The sequence below is a fragment of the Glycomyces buryatensis genome, from assembly GCF_004912275.1.
GTDB classification, from domain to species: domain Bacteria; phylum Actinomycetota; class Actinomycetes; order Mycobacteriales; family Micromonosporaceae; genus Glycomyces; species Glycomyces buryatensis.
In genome coordinates this window covers 109,862-129,536 of sequence record NZ_STGY01000010.1, presented here as the reverse complement: position 1 = coordinate 129,536, position 19,675 = coordinate 109,862, and the positions used below count along the sequence as shown (strand labels likewise).

Here is a 19,675-nt window from a genome sequence, read left to right as displayed (position 1 = left end):
AGCGGCCGACCCGAAGCGGAAACCCACCACTCCATCGCTGACCCGCCTGAACCCCGACCACTCCGCACCCCGAACGCCAGCGGACTACCGTCGAACCGGGCAGACCTCCACTGTCGCCGATCTGCCTGAACCCCAAGCGATGCGCACCCTGACAGCCAGCGGCCGGGCCGAAGCGGAAGCCCACCTCTCCATCGCTGATCCGTTTGAACCCCAAGCTCCACGCGCCCCTGGCGGCCAGCGGACCGCCACCAGCCCGAACGGGCCTCTGGCAGCACCGGACGATACTGGCCGGGAGCGGAGGTAAGCGCGAATGAGACTCGTTGAAGCCGAGGCGCAGCTGCGGCGGATGGGCGTCGGGAACTGGCATTACTCGATTGGAGCGGAGGCTCAGTGGAAGTTCTGCGTGCTAGAAGTCGATGGCAGGTGGACGAACTACTTCGTGATCGGCAATCGGAAGGAGGAATACCGTTCGTACTCCTCAGAGGAGGATGCCGCCCGATACCTGTTGAAGCGTTTCAAGTTGCAGCGCAAGGCCTACGACCGCTTTGGCCTGGACCTGGACTACCTTGCCCGGGATGAGCAGCCGCCCCAAGATCCAGAGGAGAGTGCCTGCGGAATCATCGCGGATATCAGGTATTACGTGATCGTCAAAGACGCGATCGTGAGTGAACGCATGATCCCGATTCTGCGCCGATACTTTCGAGACGGCTTCCTGTGCGAGGAGGCCTACAAATTCCCCCGCGGTCAAGACCCTGGGTGGGATGGCACGAACTACTTCTTTTATGAACGGTACGGGGAGCACGAGGAGCTGGAGCGGATCGCGGTTTCGAAAGAAGATGCCGAACGGGCGGTCCAAGAGGCGCTGCAACGGGCGGAGGGCCGTAGGGGTTGACCGCGACGGTCAGGTCGGGAGGAGAGATCCCGGCCCGGCCGCCGCCTTTCGTTACTGGATGCTGAGAGGTACCGAAGAATGGTCAGCGGTCGCGGCCGGAACTCCGGCGGAGATTGGCCTCGATCGTCGCCTCTGCCTCTTCCTGAGGCACTTCGATGTAGTCATCATCGTTGTGCCCCAGCCGATACAACTCGAAGAACTCAGTCGGGGACCAATCCTCGCCGTTGTAGCGGTAGACCTCGTCGTAGGTGATCCCGTTGACCTCATAACGCCGCATGACGGCCCCAGGGTCCGACCGGGTGTGGACCTCACTCAACCTGAAGTAGTACCGGACGTTCTCCATACCGCAGCCTCTACCCCGACAGCCCACCGCCTGCCGCCGAGCCGGGCGGACCTCGTCTGTCGCTGATCCGTATGAAGCCCGACCCAACACGAACTCCCACGAGGAAAATGGCCTCGACGGCCGTCATTCGTCCCGTCGCCGATCAGTGAGAGCCAACTGTGGAGACGGAACGATCCGGGCATCATCGTCCTCAGGAAGTAATACAGTGCTTAGGCTTTGCTGAAGTCCTGCCTACGGACAGATCTTCCGCTCATGAACTCAACGGTCTCCGTCGGGAGAGTCCTCAGTGTCTCGACCTTCTCGAATATCTTTGATCCGCTTCATCTCTTCCCGTGAAAGCCGATGCGTCGGAGTACCGTCCTCATTGAACCCCAGTGGCTGGGTGAATCGCCAAGCCCGACTCGGTTCGATCTCCACCGGCTCAGACTCCGCCACCGCCTTCTGGTGTTTCCGCACCCATTCAGGTACCTCTTCGTTCGATTCCTGGTCGCGTTGCGATTGTTCACTCATCACTGCTCCGTCATCTTGATGTAGATAATGCTCCCATCCGGAGCATCGTACCGATCGGTCACCAAATAGCTGGTGCCGCGATCGAATGCGACCTCCTCTTCATAATCATATATGGAATATTCTTTGATATATCGCCCGTTTTTTCCTTCTATCTCAAATATGACGGGTTCCGTACCTTGCTTGCGCGCATTCTTTTCTGCGAACTCCTGGGCGATCATGGGGTCTTTTGAGGAGCTTGAGAAGGCCGCTTCCGGAACGACTTGACCCGTCTGATATTGGTCGACCCATGGCCCGTTCGCCGCGCCCCGGTGAGTAGTACCCGGATCCGCGGGAAGATGGGCCAGCCCCCGGGAGATCTCTTCCGCCTGACGGTCGTACTTGGCACGCTGCGCGGGATCGGTCACGCTGCTGGGGTTCCGAAGGTATCCGTTCAGGGGTTCGTACGCGTCTGAGGTGTAGAACCTGACGGCGTCCTCATCGGCTTTGGTGAAGGTTGGTCCGGGAGTGCCACTCGAAGGAGTCGAGGAGCCGGGCGTACTGCTGCCTCGGCTGCCTCTTCTGGGGAGTGTTCCGCTCATTGTCCCATTCCCCTCACAATGCCAAGGCCGCGCGGAGCGCGGTCTGGGCGGCCATGTCCTGGGCGATGATCGCCGCGAATTGCGCCATCAGCGCCGTCGCGAAGGCGACCGCTCCGGCTTGATATGCCGCCAGGACCGCCGGGGCCGCCGGCCCCGCCGAGGAAACCTGCGACCACTGGCTCGGGCCCAGAATCACGAACGGCGTTGGCAACACTCGGTAACCGGCCGCCTCGGCGGCCTGCTTGGTGCCCTTGAGCAACTGAACGTTCGCCATCATGGTCGCGCCCATCGCTTCCAAGGTCGCCCCGGCGGACATGAGCACCGCGTTCGTCTGAACCGTGAACGCCGAGACCTGACCGGCCCAGCGCATCATCCCCTGATAGTCCTGGCCTTGCCAGGAGGTGCCGAGATCGGCGACTTCCTGCCCGTACTTCGCCGATACGGCGGTGACCGAGCCGGCCGCCTTCATCAGGGCGACTCCCGCGGTGATGAACTTCGAAGGATCGGCGTCGAGCGCCTGCTGGAACGTCGGCATCGGTCAGAGCCCCGGAACTTTGAAGCTGCCGAGATCGCCACCGATGGTGTCGAAGGCCTTCGCCTGATCGTCGTCGACCCCATCCCAGTCCTCGGCGATCTCCTCCAGCAACTCGGCAGTGTCCTCCCAGTGCTCGTTGAGCTCCTTCATGTCGTCCTTGAGGTCCTTCGCGATCGCCTGAAGCGCCTCGCCGGTCATGAAACCCTTGTTCGCGTTGTCGGCGGCATCGCATTCGCGCTCGGGATCAGGAGCAATGTCCAAAGCGTCCGAACCGAACCCGCGCATCTTCCCTGCACTGCTGCGAAGGCGAGCGCCCTCGACCTGGATCATTCCCATGTGATGTGACTCCGGGGGTGGAGAATGTGACTAGTTGTCAAAACTTTAGCGTTGCGCTGCAACATGCTCAATGGGTCCTCTGGGCAAAAACGCTGAGGGCCGGACACACGCATCCCGTGCGCTCATCCGATGCCGAGTGCCGAGTGCGCCTGGCCCGGAGAGTCAGGCGTCAGAGGAGGTCGGGGAGCTCCTCGGGCCATTCGATCTCCTCCTCGGTGACCTCGCGGTCCAAGTCGCCCCAGTACGCCGCCGGGAGAATGCCCTGGTCCGCGGCGGCGCGGGCCACCATTCGCGCCACCTCTATCGCGCCCCTCGCTTGGAAGTGGGTGTCGTCCGCGATGCCTGCGGGGTAGTTCGGATGGCCCGGCGGGACCCACATGAAGCGGCTCTTGGTGGCCTCCTCCCCCAACTGCTCCCACCGCGCCAAGCTCAGGGCGTGCAGGTCGATGACGGCGGTGCCGGTCTCCTCGGCCAGCGCGAGCATCGCCTCGGGATACTCCCCCAGCGTCGGGCGGGCGCGCCCGCCCCAGAACGAGCGCCGCTCCACCGAGGTGAGCAGGACCGGGAACGCACCTCGGGCGCGGGAGCGTTCGATGTAGCCCGTCAGGTACCGCTGGTACGTCGAGTACGGGGCCGCGTAGCGGTCGGGCACGTTGATCCGCTGGTCGTTGTGGCCGAAGGAGATCAGCATCCAGTCGCCCTCGTCGATCTCGCGCAGGGCCGCGTCGAGCAGCCCGGCGTCCGCGTAGCTCTTCGAGCTGGCCCCGGGCTGGGCCCGGTCGACGATCTCGATGCCGTCGGCGACGAACGCGGGCAGGGCCTGACCCCAACCGGCGCGAGGCGCGGCCGACGTCGGGTAGATCGCGGCGGTCGAGTCGCCGACGATGAAGATCCGGCCTCCGGAGGAGGCGGTCGCCCCTCGGGGGTCGGCATTGGCGATGGCGGCGGTGATGGCGGCTGAGCCGACGGCGACGCTGCCCATGGCGAGGAGCTTGCGGCGGGACAGCGGCGGCGTCATACGGCTGCATCCGTTCGTTCGGGGACCCGGGGGCCGGTCGCGAGGCGACGGAGACTCACGACCGGCCCCAGGCTATCCGTTCAACGCACGGTGCACCGGCCCACCGTCGAACCGGTGGGTGGTGCGAGGTTGTCGCCTTGGGGCCCAGGGCGACGACGCTGATCTACAGCGGCGGTTGCGCGACCGATTCGGGCCAGTCGATCTCCTCTTCGGGGACGTCGCGGTCGAGATCGGCCCAGGAGCCGGTCGGGAGGAGGCTCTGGCGGTCGGCTTCCTTCGCGATCAGGCGGGCGACCTCGATCGCGCCCCTCGCCTGGAAGTGGGTGTTGTCGGCGATGCCGTCGGGGTAGTTCGGGTGGCCGGCGTCGAGCCACAGGAAGTGGTCCTTGCTGGCCTCCTCGCCGACCTGCTCCCACAGCGCCAGGCTGAGGGCGTGGAGGTCGACCAGCGGGACGCCCTCCTTGTCGGCCAGGTCCTTCATCGCCTCGGGGTACTCCCCCAGGCTCTCGTAGGCGTGGCCGTCGCGGAACCGGCGCCGCTCCACCGAGGTCACCAGGACCGGGTGGGCCTGGCGCAGGCGCGCCGTCTCGACGTAGGTGCGCAGGTACTGCTGGTAGGTCGTCCAGGGATCGGTGCCCCGGTCCGGATCGTCGACCTTCTGATCGTTGTGGCCGAAGGAGATCAGGAACCAGTCGCCCGGCCGGAGCTGAGCGCCGACGGCGTCGAGCACGCCCGCGTCCGCGTAGCTCTTGGAGCTCGCGCCCGACCAGCCCCGGTTGTCCACCTCGACCCGCTGCCCGGTGAAGACCGGGAGCGCCTGGCCCCAGCCGACGCGCGGCTCCCGGGCCTCGGCGTAGGCGGAGGCGGTGGAGTCGCCGGAAACGTACACCGTGAAGCTCTGGCGCGCGGAGAAGGTCAGGTCGGGCTCGTCGTAGGGGTCCCAGTCGCCCAGGTAGCCGACGACGGAATGCTCGGTGGTCTGCTCCTCGGTGAGCTGCGGCGGGCGGGTGGCGGGGTCGACGATCTCGGCGCCGGGGCCGATGTTCGCGTACTCGTAGTACCGCTGGTCCTGCCAGGGGTGCTCGTCCCTCATATTCGTGTACGGCTCGGCCGCGTCGATGCCAGGGCCGATCCAGCTGTCGCGGATGACGAGCGCGGGCCAGGCGGTGGCGTCGGAGCTGGGAACCCACGGCCGGGAGAGCTTGTACGCCCCGTCCTCGGCGCCGGAGGTGAAGCGGCATTCGCTCGCGAGGTAGCCGTGGTCGAAGGCCCTCGAAGTGGACGGCGCGAACGGCATTCCCTTGGGAGTGAACGAGACATCGCGGTCGAGCATGTGGATCTCGCAGCGGTCGAACACGGCCGTGCCGCGCCCGAAGATGAAGTCGACGTCGCCTTCGATGTGGCACTGGCGGTAGTACTGGCGCGCGACCGAGCTGCCCGAGGGGCTGTTGGCGTACAGCGTGTCCTGGTGGCCGAGGAAGCGGCAGCGGTAGAACGCCGAGCGGTCGCCCTGGACCTTGCAGGCGACCGCTTGGGTGCCGGTGACCTCGGGGTGGTCGGCGCGGAGCCAGTCGTTCGCGAAGGTGACGCACCGGGCGGTGAAGCCGGGTCCGTTGAGCTGCACGGTGGTCGAGCCGGAGGTGCCGACGGTGCCGCCGTCGGGGTCGTCCGGATCGGGGGAACCGGCGGCGAGGTCGTAGACGATGACGACGTCTTCGGGGTCGTCGGTGGCGCCGATGAAGGTCAGGTCGGCGAGGCTGGAGGGCACCGTGACGCGCTCGCGGTATTCGCCCGCGGCGAGGACGACGGTGGTCCCGGCGGTGGCGGCGTCGACGGCGGCCTGCACGGTCGTGAAGTCGCCCTTGCCCGCCGCATCGACGTAGACGGTGCCGGAGTCGAGGCGCGCGGCGGGAGAGCCGTAATCGCCGAATGCCCTGGCGGGACGGCCTCGCTCGGCATGGGCGGCGGCCTGGGGAATCACGGCGGCTCCGGCGGCGATGGAGGTGGCGGCGAGCAGATTGCGGCGGCTGACAGGAGGGTTCATGACCAGCTCTACCTTTCAAGTTGTCGAGCAGAAGCCCGGGGGTGCCTGCCTTGCGCCCGGACCCGCCCGGGGTGAGACGGGCGGGTCCGAGACAAGCGCTTGCATTTGCGAACCCACACACGGTAAACGATTACATTCACAAATACAAGAGCTTCGATGTCTTTAGTATCTTGTGCACCCCACGCAGAACCCCCGCACCCAGTTCGACCCGAGCCACCTCGCCTCAGGGGAGAGCCGCCGCGCCTGCAGAACAGGCGCGGCGGCCGGGCCGGCCGCTGCTATTCGGCCCGGATATCGTCCACGTAGACGGTGCCTGTCGACGCACCGCCGCCGTGTCCGAGGTAAAGGTTGAACGTCGCCACGTTCGCAAGGTGCTCGGCGTCCAGCACCTCATCGGCGTGGCCGGTGTCCCACGGCGCCGGGGCGAACTCGGTGAACGGGGCCAGGATCTGCTGCCCCTGTGTATTGCCGAGCGGGACGTTGTACTCGAAGTACGCGCCGTTCGCCACGATCTGGAGCGTCGCGCCATTGGTCGAGCCATCGCCCTGGAGCCACATCCCCATGGTGGAGAACGCCGTCCAGTCGGCATTGACCGACTTCCCGATGCCGGTGTACCCGGCGGAGGCGAAGTCGTACGAGTACGCCAGCCCGTAGGAGCCGCCGGCCTTGTGCTCGGCCGAGAGCGCGGTGGTGTTGGCATTGACGTGGCTGTAGGCCTCCGAGAGGCTGACGTCGTCGCCGGCGTAGCCCTCGAAGTCGTCCACCCATCCGGCCGGGAGCGGTTCGACCTCGCCGAGCAGCACCAACGCGGAGTCGGTGTGCCGCTTGCCCTTCACCTTCGCGGTGACGCTGAGGGTGACCGAGCGGTTGTCCAGCCAGGACGGATCGATCGACCAGGTCGCCGAGTAGAAGCCATCATCGTCCAGGCACAGCGGCACCGGATCGCCGCCGTCGACCGCATAGGTCACGTGCTTGGCCCGGCCGCCGGTCGTGCGCACCCGGATCACCGTCTCGGCGGTCGTGACGCGCTGGCGGTCGGTGGGGGTCACCAGGTGCAGGAACGGCGGGTTCACGACCGGCGAGGTGGGCGAGTCGAACACGCCCGACAGGTCGGAGGCGAACAGCGAGTACGGGTCCTGGTGGTACGCGACGAAGTCCGCTTCCAGGGGATGCCCGGGGTAGGGCACGTAGGCGCGGTTGTCGCCGCCGAAGTTCGCCCAGGTCAGCATGTGGGAGATCCGGCTCGCCGCGGCGTCGTCCGCCAGAGCGGCGAGCAGCTCGGTGAACCAGGTCGGGTTGCGGCCCTCCTCGCCGGACTCGCCGAACTCGGTGAAGGCGGGGACCTTGCCGCGCTCGTCGGCGAGGCCGACGACCATGGCCAGGTCCTCGACCGTGCTCGCGAACCACTCGGGCGAACCGGCCGACCCGTCGTAGGCGTCGTAGCCGAGGATGTCGACGAATTCGTCCCCCGGGTAGGTCTTCAGGTAGTTCGTGGGGTCGCCGCCGAAGGACGCACCCGGCGAGTAGGAGTAGAGCAGATTGTGCACCCGCTTCACATCCCGCAGGTACTCCACGGTGTACCGGAAGATCTCGATGAACTCGGCGGAGGTGCAGTGCCCTGCGCCCCACCAGAACCAGCCGCCGTTGTTCTCGTGGAAGGGCCGGAACACCACCGGGACCGGTGAGCCGTCGCTTCGCACGGCGCCGCCCACTGCCGCGGCGATGCGGTCGAGGAACTCGTTGAAATCGGCGTGCTTGGAACCGCCGGGCAGAATCTCACCGACCACCCGGCCGCCCGTGTCCCAGAAGTCCCCACCGGTGACGAAGTTGTACAGGTGGGCGCTGAGGACATTGATCCCGCCGCGTGCGTCGCTGGTCTCCAGCGCGTAGGTGAGGGCTTCGATGTTCTCCTCGACGGTGCCGCCGTACACGCCGGGCTTCTGGAAACCGTTGAGGATCAAGGTGTCCCAGCCGAAGACGGCGGGGTAGTCGCCGGTCGTGGCCTCGACGTCGGAGGCGTGGCCGTCCATCGCGTCGAAGGTGAACCCGTCGGACAGGCTGTGTTCGTGGCCGAACATGATGCCCTGGCCCTGCATGTCGAGCAGGTACTGGAAGAGGGCGCGGGTCTGCTCGGTGGCCCGGTCGTCGACGATCCGGATCCGTGTCGCGGCGGCCTCGGCGGATGCCGGGGCCCCGAGGCTCGATGCCGCGACCGCCGCCGCGCCGGCCGTGAGGACCGCGCGGCGTCGCGCGCGGGCGGATGAGAGGTGCATGTGCGTCTCCTTTGACGTGAAGTGCCTTGAGCGAGTTATGGAGGAGGGGATCGCTGTCGCACTGTTCAGTTGTGGGCGGGGCCGGGCTCGTTTCGCGCCCGGCCCCGCCTCCCGGGTCAGTCGTTGACCGCCCTCAGGACCGGTTTGGCGCACAGGGCCTCCCACTTGGCGGGGTCGGCGGCCAGCGCCTCGCTCGTCACGGTGAAGGTCGCCTGCTCGCCGGGGATCAGGGTCACGAGGGCGCGGTCCACTGCCGCGTCGGGGTCGAGGCGGTCGGGGAACAGGCACAGGTCGCGCAGGACGGTCTCGGCCGTGACCGTGACGGCCACGCCTCCGTCGACCGGGCGGGCCTCGGCCGTCCAGTGCGCCTTGGCCCAGTCCATGTCCTTGTCCTCCTTGGAGAACCAGGTGGCGCGGGGGAAGGACTCGGTGCCGGTGATGAGGAATTCGCCGCCGGTGGGGACGGACCCTTCTTGCAGTTCGACGGTGGCGCTGTCCCGAGCGCCGATTTCGAGTTTGAGCAGGGCGCGGCCGAGGATGCGGCCCTCGGCGGAGCACTTCCAGAAGCCGACGACGTCGTTCCAGGGCTCGTCGGAGTCGTTGACGGCCACCAGTTTCACGCCCTCGCCCTTGCCCTCGTCATCCGGCTGGAAGGTGACCAGGCGATCGGCGAAGACGTCCTTGAGCGCGTACCACAGGGGCTTCTTGCGCTCCTCGCCGTCGACGGCCGCCCAGGACGTGACGGGCCAGCAGTCGTTGAGCTGCCACATGATCGCGCCCATGCAGTGGGGCTGGAGCGAGCGGAAGTACTCGATGCCGAGCCGCAGCGCCCGGGCCTGATTGACCTGGGTGAAGTAGAGCCAGTCGTCGAAGTCCCGGACGGGCGGCAGGTGCGCCTCCAGTCCTCTCTGGAGTTTCGCCTGTCCGTCCATGGCCTTCTGGTGCCACAGCATATTGGGCGACTCGGCCTCGAGCGGTTCGTCGGTGACCATGCGCCGCACCGTGGCCCAGGTCGGCGGCGCCTGGTAGCCGAACTCGGCGACGAAGCGCGGCCTCTGGTCGCGGTAGTGGGTGTAGTCGAGGTCGTTCCACACGTCCCAGATGTGCATGGAGGCGTGCGCGGGGTCGTTGGGGTGGAGGTCGCGCTCGCCGGAGTAGGGGCTGCCGGGCCAGTACGGGCGGGTGCCGTCCACGGTCTCCACGAGCTTGGGGAGCAGGTCGTAGTAGTAGCCCGAGCCCCAGGTGCGGTCGGAGAATCCGTCCCGCCAGTCCCAGTCGTGCCAGCCCCAGATGTTCTCGTTATTGCCGGTCCAGGTCACCAGGGACGGGTGCGGCGTGAGGCGTTCGAGGTTGTCGCGGGCCTCGGCCGCCACCTCGGACCAGAACGGTTCCTCCTCGGGGTATGCGGCGCAGGCGAACAGGAAGTCCTGGCCGACGAGGAGCCCGAGCTCGTCGCAGCGGTCGTAGAAGTCCTCGGACTCGTAGATGCCGCCGCCCCAGACGCGGACGTAGTTGACGTTCGCGTCCACGGCCTGCGCGAGGCGGCGGTGCAGGCGGGGGGCGTCGATGCGGGAGAACAGGGCCTCGTCGGGGATCCAGTTGACGCCCTTGACCCACACCGGCTTTCCATTGATCTTGAGAGTGTAGGGGCGGCCCTCGCCGTCGGGTTCGGTGTCGAGCTCGACGGTGCGGAAGCCGATCCGCTTGGTCCAGGAGTCGAGCTCTTGGCCGTGGGCGAGCAGGGCCACGGCGAGGCCGTAGAGCGGCTGGTCTCCGTGGCCGATCGGCCACCACAGCTGCGGGTCGTCGAGTTCGAGCCGGACCTGGGCGCGGTCCTCGCCGGCCGTCACGCGGACGCTTCGCTCGGTGCCGGCCAGCGCGCACACCAGCTCGACATCGGTCGCGACGGCCTTGTGCAGCCGCACTTCCAGGTCCACGATGCCGCGCCCGTCTTCGACGGTGACGCGCGGGACGACGGCATCGATACGGGCGATGTTCCACCGCTCCAACCGGACCGACCGCCAGAGGCCGGCGCCGGCCAGGTTCGGGCCCCAGTCCCAACCGAAGTTGCAGGCGGCCTTGCGGATGAAGTTGCCCGGTTCGGGGTAGGCGTTGGGGAGGTCGCCGAGGCGATCACGCTGTGCCTGGGCGTAGGTGTACGGGGCGGTGAAGTGGACCTCGAGTTCGTTGCGGCCCTCGCGGATCAAGTCGTGCACGTCGAAGCGGTAGCGGCGGTGCATGTTCGCCGTCTCGCCGAGACATGCGCCGTTGAGGCTGATCCGGGCGGCGGTGTCGAGCCCGTCGAAGACCAGATCGGATCCGTCGAAGGGTTCGGCGCCGGCCTCGAAGGCGAGGCGGTAGGTCCAGTCGGTGCGGCCGATCCAGGCCGTTTCCGTTTCGGCCTGGTCGACGTACGGGTCGGTGATGAGCCCGGCCGCCAGCAGGTCGGTGTGGACGCTTCCCGGGACGGCCGCGGGGAGGCCGTCGACTTCGATCTGGCCTTCCCGCCCGCCCGAGAGGGTCCAACCGTCGTGCAGGTTTCGCTTGGTACTCAAAGAGACTCCTATGCCTTGATGCCGGGCTTTGCGGTGTTTACGGTGCTATCGGTGTTCATGCCTTGATTCCTGAGAGAGCGATGCCTTTGATCCTGTACCGCTGCTTCATCAAGGGCATCGCTATGCCTTGATACCTGAGAGTGCGATCCCCTTGATGAAGTGCTTCTGGAAGATGAAGAAGAACACGACCGTGGGGAGCGTAGCCAGCAGCGAGGCCGCCATCGCGACGCCCATCGAACCGGGGCTGGAGACGATGGAGTTGCTCAGGCTCGACAGCGCCACCGGCAGGTTGTACAGCTCGTCGGAGCGGATGATGATGAGCGGCCACAGGAAGTTGTTCCATTCGGCCAGCGCCACGAAGATCGCCATGGCGGCCAGGGCCGGGCGCAGCAGCGGCAGGATGATCTGCCACCAGATCCGCCATTCGCTGGCGCCGTCGACGCGGGCGGCGTGGACCAGGTCGTCGGGGATCGAGCGAAGGTACTGCACCAGGAAGAACACCACGAAGGCCTTGGCCAGGCCGGGGATGACGTAGCCCAGGTAGGAGTCGGTCATGCCCAAATCGGAGGTCAGCAGGTAGTTGGGGATGAGGCTGACCTGCCAGGGGATCATCATCGAGGAGATGATCACGACGAAGACGGTGCGGCGACCCGGCGCGGCGGTCTTGGTGAGCATGTAGGCCACCAGCGACGCGATGAGCAGGCTCAGGATCGTGACGACGACGGTGATCCCGAAGCTGTTGGCGGCGAAGCGGAAGAAGCCTCCGGCGACGCCGGTCCAGCGCTGGAACACGCCTTCGACGTGGCCGGCCCCGGGATCGGCGCCGCCGGAGAAGGCCGGGTCGTAGAAGGAGTCCGCCGAGGGGTCCCTGGGGTAGAACGTGGGCGGGTTCATCATCAGTTCGGGGACGGTCTTGAACGCGGCGATGATCATCCACCAGAACGGGATGAGCACGACGACGGCGAACAGGTACAGCGGCAGCCGGGCGGCCTCGGCGCCCCAGTTGATGCGGTCGCCGGGCTTCCTGGAGACCTGATCGGCGGCGGCGAGGGTCTTGACGCTCATCAGAACTCCTTGAAGGTCTTGGTGACTCGCAGCTGGACCAGCGTGACGAGGAAGATGATGAAGAACAGGACCCAGGCGATCGCGGAGGCGTAGCCGAGCTCGAAGCGGTTGAAGCCCATGTCGTACAGGTAGGGGACGATGGTGAGCGCACTGTCGAGCGGACCGCCGACCACGGCGGCGGATCGGTTCCACAGCAAGTAGATCGGCTCGAAGACCTGGAAGGCTCCGATGGTCGAGGTGATGACCACGAAGACGGTGACCGGGCGCAGCAGCGGCAGCGTGATGTGCCAGAACTGCCGGAGCTTGGTGGCACCGTCGATGGAGGCCTGCTCGTAGAGCTCGTCGGGAATGGCGTTGATCCCGGCGACGAACAGGACCATCGCGTAACCGGCGCCGCCCCAGACGGCCATGGTGATCAGGATGGGGATGCTCAGCGACGGCTCGGCGAGCCAGGCCCGGTTGCCGCCGCCGAAATAGCGGCTGAGGGTGTTGGCCAGGCCCCAGGAGTCGACCATGAAGATCCACCTCCACACCAGGACGATGCCGACGCCGGCGGAGACCGAGGGCAGGAAGAAGATCGTGCGCATGACGCGGTCGCGCAGCGAGGTGGTCTTGAAGGCCAGGGCCAGGATCAGGCCCATGGTGATGGTCAGGACCACCGAGGCGACTACGTACTTGAGGGTGTTCCACAGGGCGGTGTGGAACCGGTCGTCTTCGAGGATGAGTTCGGAGAAGTTCTGGAAGCCGACCAGCTCCGGCGGCCTGATGCCGTTGAAGTCGGTGAGCGCGTAGTAGAACGAGCGACCGAGCGGGAAGATCCCGAAGACGAGGAACAGGACCGCGAAGGGCAGCAGCATGAGGTAGGCCGGTCCGAATCGCTGGAGCCGGTGGGAGCGGCGAGAGCGGGGCGCGGACGGGCTCGGCGGTGCTTCCTCGGGGTCGAGTTTCGGGGTTTGCGTGGTGGTCAAGGCGGTTCTCCGAGGCTGGTCGCGTTCTGGAAGCGGAGGCAGAAGGGGAGTCGGGGAGGGGGCGGAAGGGGCCCGGCGCAGGAGCCGAAGCGGGGGCTCCTCCCGTCGCTCGTCCTACTTGAGGGTGGCTTCCATCTCGGCCTTGGCCTCGGCCAGGCCTTCCTCGACACTCGCGCCGTCGAGGGCGATGGTCTGGAGGGCGCGCTGGACGTTCGGGGAGGCCTCTTCCCAACCGGCGCAGTTCGGCGGGCCCACGGAGGTCTCGAAGATCTCGGTCAGGGCGGCCTTATTGTCCTCGCTGAGGTGGGTGTCGGCGACCTTGTCGGTGCGCGGCGGCAGCCACAGGGTGTCTTCCGCTTCGGCTGCGGCCAGGGAGGCGGCGACGCCCTCGTCGGAGTAGACCATGTCGATGAAGGCGGCGGAGGTGCCCGGAGCCTCGGAGTCGAGCATGACGCCCATGACGTTGCCGCCGATGAAGCTGCCCGCGTTGGCCGGTCCGGCCGGGAGGGGCGCGGAGCTCCACTTGCCTTCCAGCTCGGGGAAGCCGGCGGCGAGGACGTCGTAATTCCAGGAGCCGCCGGTGGCGAACACGTACTCGCCCTTGTCCATGCCGGCGCCCAGGTCGGGCTGGTCGGTGGGGACGTTCTGGTCGGTGAAGCGCTTGGCCCAGTACTCGGTGCCGGCGACGACCTCGGGAGAGTCGACCAGAACCTCGGTGCAGTCCTCGTTGTAGAGGGAGCCGCCGGCCTCGTGCATGTAGTTGAACCAGTCGAGCCAGCCGATGGGCTCCCAGGTGGCGGCGAACGGGGTCTCGTAGCCGGCGCCCTGGAGCTCGGTGATGGCCGCGTCCATCTCGTCCCAGGTGCCGGGGACCTCGATGCCCTCCTCTTCGAGGATGTCGGAGCGGTAGAACATCGAGTACGTGGTCATGTTGAGGGGGACGCCGTAGAGCTCGCCGCCAGGCGACTCGATCGAGTTCCACAGTCCCTCGATGACATTGTCCTCGAGGTTCTGGGTGTCGTAGTCGCGCAGGTCGACCAGGCCGCCCTTCTCGCCGAACTCGATGCCCCAGGACAGGCCGCCGGTGAAGATGTCGGGGCCGTCCTGGCTCTGGATGGCGGTGAGGATCTGGGCGTGGGCGTCCGCCCAGTCGAGGGTCTCGACTTCGACCTTGACGCCGTGTTCGGCCTCGAAGAGCTCGCCGACGGCCTCGATCATGGGCAGTTGGGTCTCGTCACCGGTGTGCCACACGGTGATGGTGTCGACGTCTTCTTCTTCCATGGAGGTCCCGGCGCCGCCGGATCCACCGTCCGAGCAGGCCGCGGCGGTGAGCGCTACCGCGGCCGCGGCCGCCGCCGCACCCAGGCGCTTGGTTTTTGAGATCACGGTGAGGGTCACTCCGTTCAGAGGTGAGGGTTTACCCGGCGAGACTTAACCGGATAAGTGACCTGAACCTAGCCGTGATGTCGAAATACGTCAATATCTTGATAGCACTGTGATCGAATCGAAATCAAGTGTGTCGATGAACCGAGCCGCGGACCTGCGTCGAAGCCGAGACATTGATGAGTATCGGTTCCATACCGCCCATTCTCGTTCCGCCATATCACCATTGACCTGCTGGTACATGGACTTTGACTACACTTCAAGTCGGACAGAAAGAGTGCAATGTAGACCCGTGTGGTGCGCGCGCCCAACTGGGAGCGATGTCATCTTGCGCCTGACATGGGGCGGATAATTCCGCATGTCGCCTGCTTGACAGCCTCGTGAATGCGTGATTCAGTGGCGTCACTGACCCGGTTAAGTGGTGGTCCGTGACAGAAGCCCCCTACTTCGCGATGCCTCTGGGCCACGCCCGGTCACTCCTCAGAACGAAAGCGGAGCACCATGCGACACCGAAGCAAAGCGGCGATCGCCCTCGCGGCCGCGTGCACATTGGCCCTCGCGGCCGCCTGCACCGACTCCGGCAGCAGCGAAGATCCCGAGAACCTGTCAATCGAGCAGTTCCCCCGCAATGAAACCCTCTACACGACCGGTACCGCCTGGGAGCCGCCCAGCGACTGGAACCCCGTCAACCCCGGCCAGGCCACCGGCCTCAATGGACTCGGGTACGAGACGCTGTACCTGTTCGACCCCAACACCCAGGAGCTCTCCCCCTGGCTGGCCGAGTCGGGCGAGTGGACCGAGGACCTGGTCTTCGAGCTCAAACTGCGCGACGGGATCACCTGGAGCGACGGCGAGGAGATGACCGCCGACGACGTCAAGTACACCGTCGAACTCGGTCAGATCGAGGCCGTGCCCTACGCGAACGTGTGGGACTGGCTCGCCGGCGTCGAAGTCGTCGACGATCTCACCGTGAGGTTCACCTTCGACGAAGCGCGCCACCAGGAATGGGACAACTTCCTGTTCACCACCGAGATCGTGCCCGAGCACGTCTTCGCCGAGTACTCCGAGGACGAGATCCTTACCGGCGCGAACGAGGACCCGGTCGTCTCCGGCCCCTACACCGTCCACAGCTACGACCAGGACCGCATCGCCTGGGTCAAGCGCGACGACTGGTGGGCCACCGAGGCGCTCGACCTGGAGGTCAAGCCGACCTACATCGTCGACATCGTCAACACCAGCAACGAGGTCACCCTCAACCAGCTCATCCAGGGCGAGATCGACCTGTCCAACAACTTCCTGCCCGGGATCTCCGACCTCCTCGAAGGCGACCCGACCCTGAGCACCTACTACTCCGAGGCCCCGTACATGGCCTCGGCCAACACGGCGATGCTCATCCCGAACACCACGATCAAGCCCCTGGACGACCCCGAGTTCCGCCGCGCCATGGCCTTCGCCATCAGCCCTGGCGAGATCGTGGACTCGGTCTACTCCGGCATCGTCTCCGAGGCCAGCCCGACCGGTCTGCTGCCGATCTGGCAGGACTTCTACGACCAGGGCGCCATCTCGGAGGCAGGCTTCCAGTTCGAGCCGTCCGACGCCCAGACCATCCTGGCCGACGCCGGCTACGAGGACTCGGACGGCGACGGCTTCGTCGAGAACCTCGACGGCGAGGCGGTCTCCATGACCCTCAACGTGCCCAGCGGCTGGACCGACTGGGAAGAGGCCTCGCGCTCCATCGCCGAGGACCTGCGCGACGTCGGCATCAACGTCACCGAGGAGTTCATCGACGCCGGCGCCGTGGACGACGCCCGCACCACCGGCGACTTCCAGCTGATGCTGAACAACTGGAGCGGCATCACCAACTCGCCGTGGGGCCACTACCGGTACCTCTACCAGCTGCCCGTCCAGGACAACCAGGGCACCGCCAACTTCTCCCGCATCGAGAACGAGGAGGCCTGGCAGCTGACCCAGGAACTGGCGGCCACCGCCACCGACGACCCGCACTACGCCGAGATCATTGCCGAACTCGAACGCATCTCCATGGAGGAGATGCCGGCGATCCCGATCTGGTACAACGGCGTCTGGGCCCAGTCCTCGAACCAGGTGTGGACGAACTGGCCGTCCGGTGACGGCGACACCCCCGGGGTCTACCCCTCGGTGTGGAACGAGATGTTCGGCATGGGCTCGATCTACATGCTCACGCAGCTCGAGAGCGCCGGATAAGTAGCAATGCGGCCGGGGCGCCTGCGAAGGCGCCCCGGCCCGACACACCCCCCTGATCGCAAGGAGATCCGATGGGCCGCTACTTCCGGCGCAAACTCCTCATCTACGGCGTCACCTTCTTCATCGCCGTCACCATCAACTTCGCCATCCCCCGGCTCATGCCCGGAGACCCGGTGGCGCGCATGCTCACCCGCAACAAGGTCGCGAACGTCGAATCCTCCGAGGCCATGCGGGTCTACTTCACCGACCTGTTCGGACTCGACGTCCCCCTGTGGCAGCAGTACCTCAACTACTGGGCCGCCCTCTTCAAGGGAGACCTGGGGGTCAGCGTCTTCGCGTTCCCCTCGCCGGTCACCTCGATCATCCTCGACGCGCTGCCCTACACGCTCGGGCTCCTGCTGCCGTCCATCCTGCTGTCGTGGTTCGTCGGCAACAGCCTCGGCGCCGTGGCCGCCCGCTCGAAGTGGCTCGACAACACCGCCCTCCCCGCCAGCTACCTCCTGACCGCCGTGCCCTACATGTGGCTGGCGATCCTGCTGGCCTGGGTCGGCGGCGTCATCCTCGGCTGGTTCCCCGTCGCCGGCGGCTACAGCTTCGCGCTGCGGCCGTCGTTCACCTGGGTCTTCATCGTCGACCTGTTCCACCACTGGGTCCTGCCGTTCCTGTCGCTGTTCCTCGTCGCCCTCGGCGGCTGGGCGATCGGCATGCGGAACCTGGTGATCTACGAACTGGAGTCGGACTACTCCAACTACCTCCAGGCGCTGGGCGCCCCGCGGAGGCTGGTGCGGCGCTATGCCTTCCGCAACGCCATGCTCCCCCAGATCTCCGGCCTCGCCCTCCAGCTCGGCGTCGTCGTCGGCGGGGCCCTGGTCACCGAGGTCGTCTTCGCCTATCCGGGCCTCGGGTCCCTCCTGCTCAACGCCATCCAGAACCAGGACTTCTTCCTGCTCCAAGGCATCCTGCTGTTCATCGTCATCGGGGTGCTCCTGTTCAACTTCCTGGCCGACGTGGTCTACGTCCTGGTCGACCCCCGCACCCGGCTCGGACTCGAAGGAGGCGTCTCATGACCACCGACGTCATGCTCACGGCCGACACCGTCGGCCAGCGCCGCGAGAACCTGTACTTCGCGCTGCGCAATCCGAAGGTGCTCATCGGGCTCACCATCGTGGTCGGCCTGGCGCTGCTCGGCGTCATCGGCCCGTTCTTCTTGAGCGCCACGCCGAACGAGTACATCGGGCCGAAGTCGGAGGCGCCATCGGCGGACCACTGGCTCGGCACCACCTACTTCGGGCAGGACGTGTTCACGCAGTTCGTGCACGGCCTGCGTTCGTCCTATCTGGTGGGTTCGCTGGGCGGGTTGATCGCGTTCGTCATCGGCATGTCCGTGGGCTTCACCGCCGGCTACCGGGGCGGTCTGGTGGACGAGTTCCTGAACATGCTGACCAACGTGGTGCTGGTACTCCCGGCGCTGGCGGTGCTCATCGTGATCTCCTCCTATCTGGAGGTTCGCGGCGTCATTTCGCAGGCGGTCATCATCGGGTTGTTCTCGTGGCCGTGGGTGGCGAGGGCCGTTCGCGCGCAGACGTTCACGCTCCGCAATAGGGACTATGTGGACCTGGCGAAGCTGACTGGCAAGCGCCCGGGGCAGATCATCATGCGGGAGATCATGCCGAACATGGCGTCGTACCTGCTGATGTCGGTGATCCTCCTGTTCGGCGGCGCGATCCTGTTCGCCGCGATGCTCGACTTCATCGGGATGGGGCCGTCGAATTCGGTGTCGCTGGGTTCGATGATGCAGCAGGCGATGGCCTGGAGCTCCCTCCACCTGGGCCTGTGGTGGTGGTTCGTGCCGCCGGGCGCGGCGATCACCTTGATCGTCGGCGGCCTGTACATCACCAATGTCGGCCTGGACGAGGTCTTCAACCCGAAACTCAGGGAGAAGTGATCATGGCCCTTGACGTGAATGATCTGCGGGTCCACTACCGGACCACGAAGGGCGACGTGCGCGCCCTGGACGGGGTCAGCTTCTCCATCGCGGACGGCGAGATCGTCGGGCTCGCGGGCGAATCCGGGTGCGGCAAGACCACGCTCGGCAAAAGCCTGATCCGCCTCGACGGGCGCATGCGGCACGTCGGCGGGAACGTCCTGCTCGACGGGGACGAGCTGCCCATCGGCAACGACCGCGCGATGAACAAGCACCGGTTCAAGGACGTGTCGATCATCCCGCAGTACTCGATGAGCGCGATGAACCCGACCCGGCGGATCGGCAAGATGATCGCGGACCTGCTGCGCTCGCGCGGACTGTCCTATCGCAACCTCAAGGACGAACTGGTGCACCGCCTGGAGCTGGTGGGCCTGCCCGAGCGGGTGCTCGACAACTACCCGATCGAGCTGTCCGGCGGCATGAAGCAGCGGATGGTCATGGTCCTGTCGACCCTGCTGGATCCGAGCCTGCTCATCGCCGACGAGATCACCTCGGCCCTGGACGTGTCGAACCAGAAGGCCGTGGCCGAGACCCTGGTGCGCTTCCGCGACATGGAGTTCGTCAAGAGCATGATCGTGGTGACCCACGACCTGTCGCTGGTCTACCAGATCGCCGACACCATCATGATCATGTACGCCGGGCGCATTGTGGAGAAGGCCCCGGCCGAGACGATCGTCAAGGCGCCCAAGCATCCCTACACCAAGGCGCTGATCTCGGCGCTGCCCGAGGTGGGCCTGGAGTACGGGGACAAGCGCCTCAAGAGCATCCCCGGCAAGCCGCCGCAGCTGCTCAATCCGCCGACCGGATGCCGGTTCCGGGCCAGGTGCCCGCTGGCCTCGGACGAGTGCGCCGAGCAGCCGCCGATGGTCGACGTCGACGGCGGCCACCAGGCCGCCTGCTGGAAGTTGGAGGACTGACATGCTCGAACTTGAGAACCCGCAGGCCGCCGGCTGGAAGTTGGGGAACCG

The 19,675-nt window shown here is 66.5% G+C and carries 16 protein-coding genes; 5 read left to right on the top strand and 11 right to left on the bottom strand.

The window, feature by feature from the left end; genetic code table 11:
* Positions 1–310: 310 nt before the first annotated feature.
* Positions 311–892: a hypothetical protein gene (locus FAB82_RS04195; protein WP_136533284.1), complete on the top strand. Its 582-nt coding sequence runs from the start codon at positions 311–313 to the stop codon at positions 890–892.
* Between the two features lie 82 nt (positions 893–974).
* On the opposite strand, the gene FAB82_RS04190 is transcribed toward FAB82_RS04195, so the two are convergent.
* The 11 genes from FAB82_RS04190 to FAB82_RS04140 all read right to left on the bottom strand — a co-directional run bounded on the left by FAB82_RS04190 (position 975) and on the right by FAB82_RS04140 (position 14,503).
* Positions 975–1,235: a hypothetical protein gene (locus tag FAB82_RS04190; RefSeq protein ID WP_136533283.1), complete on the bottom strand. Its 261-nt coding sequence runs from the start codon at positions 1,233–1,235 to the stop codon at positions 975–977.
* A gap of 509 nt (positions 1,236–1,744) precedes the next feature.
* Positions 1,745–2,323 (bottom strand): ADP-ribosyltransferase, encoded by a 579-nt coding sequence (locus FAB82_RS04185; RefSeq protein WP_136533282.1) that lies wholly within the window; start codon positions 2,321–2,323, stop codon positions 1,745–1,747.
* A 13-nt stretch (positions 2,324–2,336) separates the two neighbouring features.
* Positions 2,337–2,858, bottom strand: a complete 522-nt coding sequence (locus FAB82_RS04180) for a hypothetical protein (RefSeq protein WP_136533281.1) — start codon at positions 2,856–2,858, stop codon at positions 2,337–2,339.
* A gap of 3 nt (positions 2,859–2,861) precedes the next feature.
* Positions 2,862–3,194: a hypothetical protein gene (locus FAB82_RS04175; RefSeq protein ID WP_136533280.1), complete on the bottom strand. Its 333-nt coding sequence runs from the start codon at positions 3,192–3,194 to the stop codon at positions 2,862–2,864.
* Positions 3,195–3,363: 169 nt separating this feature from the next.
* Positions 3,364–4,212 carry a rhamnogalacturonan acetylesterase gene (locus FAB82_RS04170; protein ID WP_136533279.1) on the bottom strand — a complete coding sequence of 283 codons (849 nt, stop codon included), beginning with the start codon at positions 4,210–4,212 and terminating at the stop codon, positions 3,364–3,366.
* Positions 4,213–4,375: 163 nt separating this feature from the next.
* A complete protein-coding gene (locus FAB82_RS27420; protein WP_211116359.1) occupies positions 4,376–6,256 on the bottom strand; it encodes a pectinesterase family protein in 1,881 nt (626 codons plus the stop codon).
* A 278-nt stretch (positions 6,257–6,534) separates the two neighbouring features.
* Positions 6,535–8,529 (bottom strand): glycosyl hydrolase, encoded by a 1,995-nt coding sequence (locus FAB82_RS04160; protein ID WP_136533278.1) that lies wholly within the window; start codon positions 8,527–8,529, stop codon positions 6,535–6,537.
* Positions 8,530–8,645: 116 nt separating this feature from the next.
* Positions 8,646–11,084 (bottom strand): glycoside hydrolase family 2 protein, encoded by a 2,439-nt coding sequence (locus tag FAB82_RS04155; RefSeq protein ID WP_136533277.1) that lies wholly within the window; start codon positions 11,082–11,084, stop codon positions 8,646–8,648.
* A 120-nt stretch (positions 11,085–11,204) separates the two neighbouring features.
* A complete protein-coding gene (locus tag FAB82_RS04150; RefSeq protein WP_136533276.1) occupies positions 11,205–12,149 on the bottom strand; it encodes a carbohydrate ABC transporter permease in 945 nt (314 codons plus the stop codon).
* Complete coding sequence (locus FAB82_RS04145) at positions 12,149–13,117, bottom strand: carbohydrate ABC transporter permease (RefSeq protein ID WP_136533275.1); 969 nt, start codon at positions 13,115–13,117, stop codon at positions 12,149–12,151. The genes FAB82_RS04150 and FAB82_RS04145 overlap by 1 nt, the downstream gene beginning before the upstream one ends.
* A 114-nt stretch (positions 13,118–13,231) precedes the next feature.
* Positions 13,232–14,503 carry an extracellular solute-binding protein gene (locus FAB82_RS04140; protein WP_136533274.1) on the bottom strand — a complete coding sequence of 424 codons (1,272 nt, stop codon included), beginning with the start codon at positions 14,501–14,503 and terminating at the stop codon, positions 13,232–13,234.
* Positions 14,504–15,001: 498 nt separating this feature from the next.
* Here FAB82_RS04140 and FAB82_RS04135 point away from each other — a divergent pair, with 498 nt between their 5' ends.
* From FAB82_RS04135 to FAB82_RS04120, 4 genes are all read left to right on the top strand, one after another.
* Positions 15,002–16,723 carry an ABC transporter substrate-binding protein gene (locus tag FAB82_RS04135; protein ID WP_136533273.1) on the top strand — a complete coding sequence of 574 codons (1,722 nt, stop codon included), beginning with the start codon at positions 15,002–15,004 and terminating at the stop codon, positions 16,721–16,723.
* A 71-nt stretch (positions 16,724–16,794) separates the two neighbouring features.
* Positions 16,795–17,790 (top strand): ABC transporter permease, encoded by a 996-nt coding sequence (locus tag FAB82_RS04130; RefSeq protein WP_136533272.1) that lies wholly within the window; start codon positions 16,795–16,797, stop codon positions 17,788–17,790.
* Positions 17,787–18,668 (top strand): ABC transporter permease, encoded by an 882-nt coding sequence (locus tag FAB82_RS04125; RefSeq protein ID WP_136533271.1) that lies wholly within the window; start codon positions 17,787–17,789, stop codon positions 18,666–18,668. The genes FAB82_RS04130 and FAB82_RS04125 overlap by 4 nt, the downstream gene beginning before the upstream one ends.
* A gap of 2 nt (positions 18,669–18,670) precedes the next feature.
* Complete coding sequence (locus tag FAB82_RS04120) at positions 18,671–19,624, top strand: ABC transporter ATP-binding protein (RefSeq protein ID WP_136533270.1); 954 nt, start codon at positions 18,671–18,673, stop codon at positions 19,622–19,624.
* Positions 19,625–19,675 lie beyond the last annotated feature (51 nt).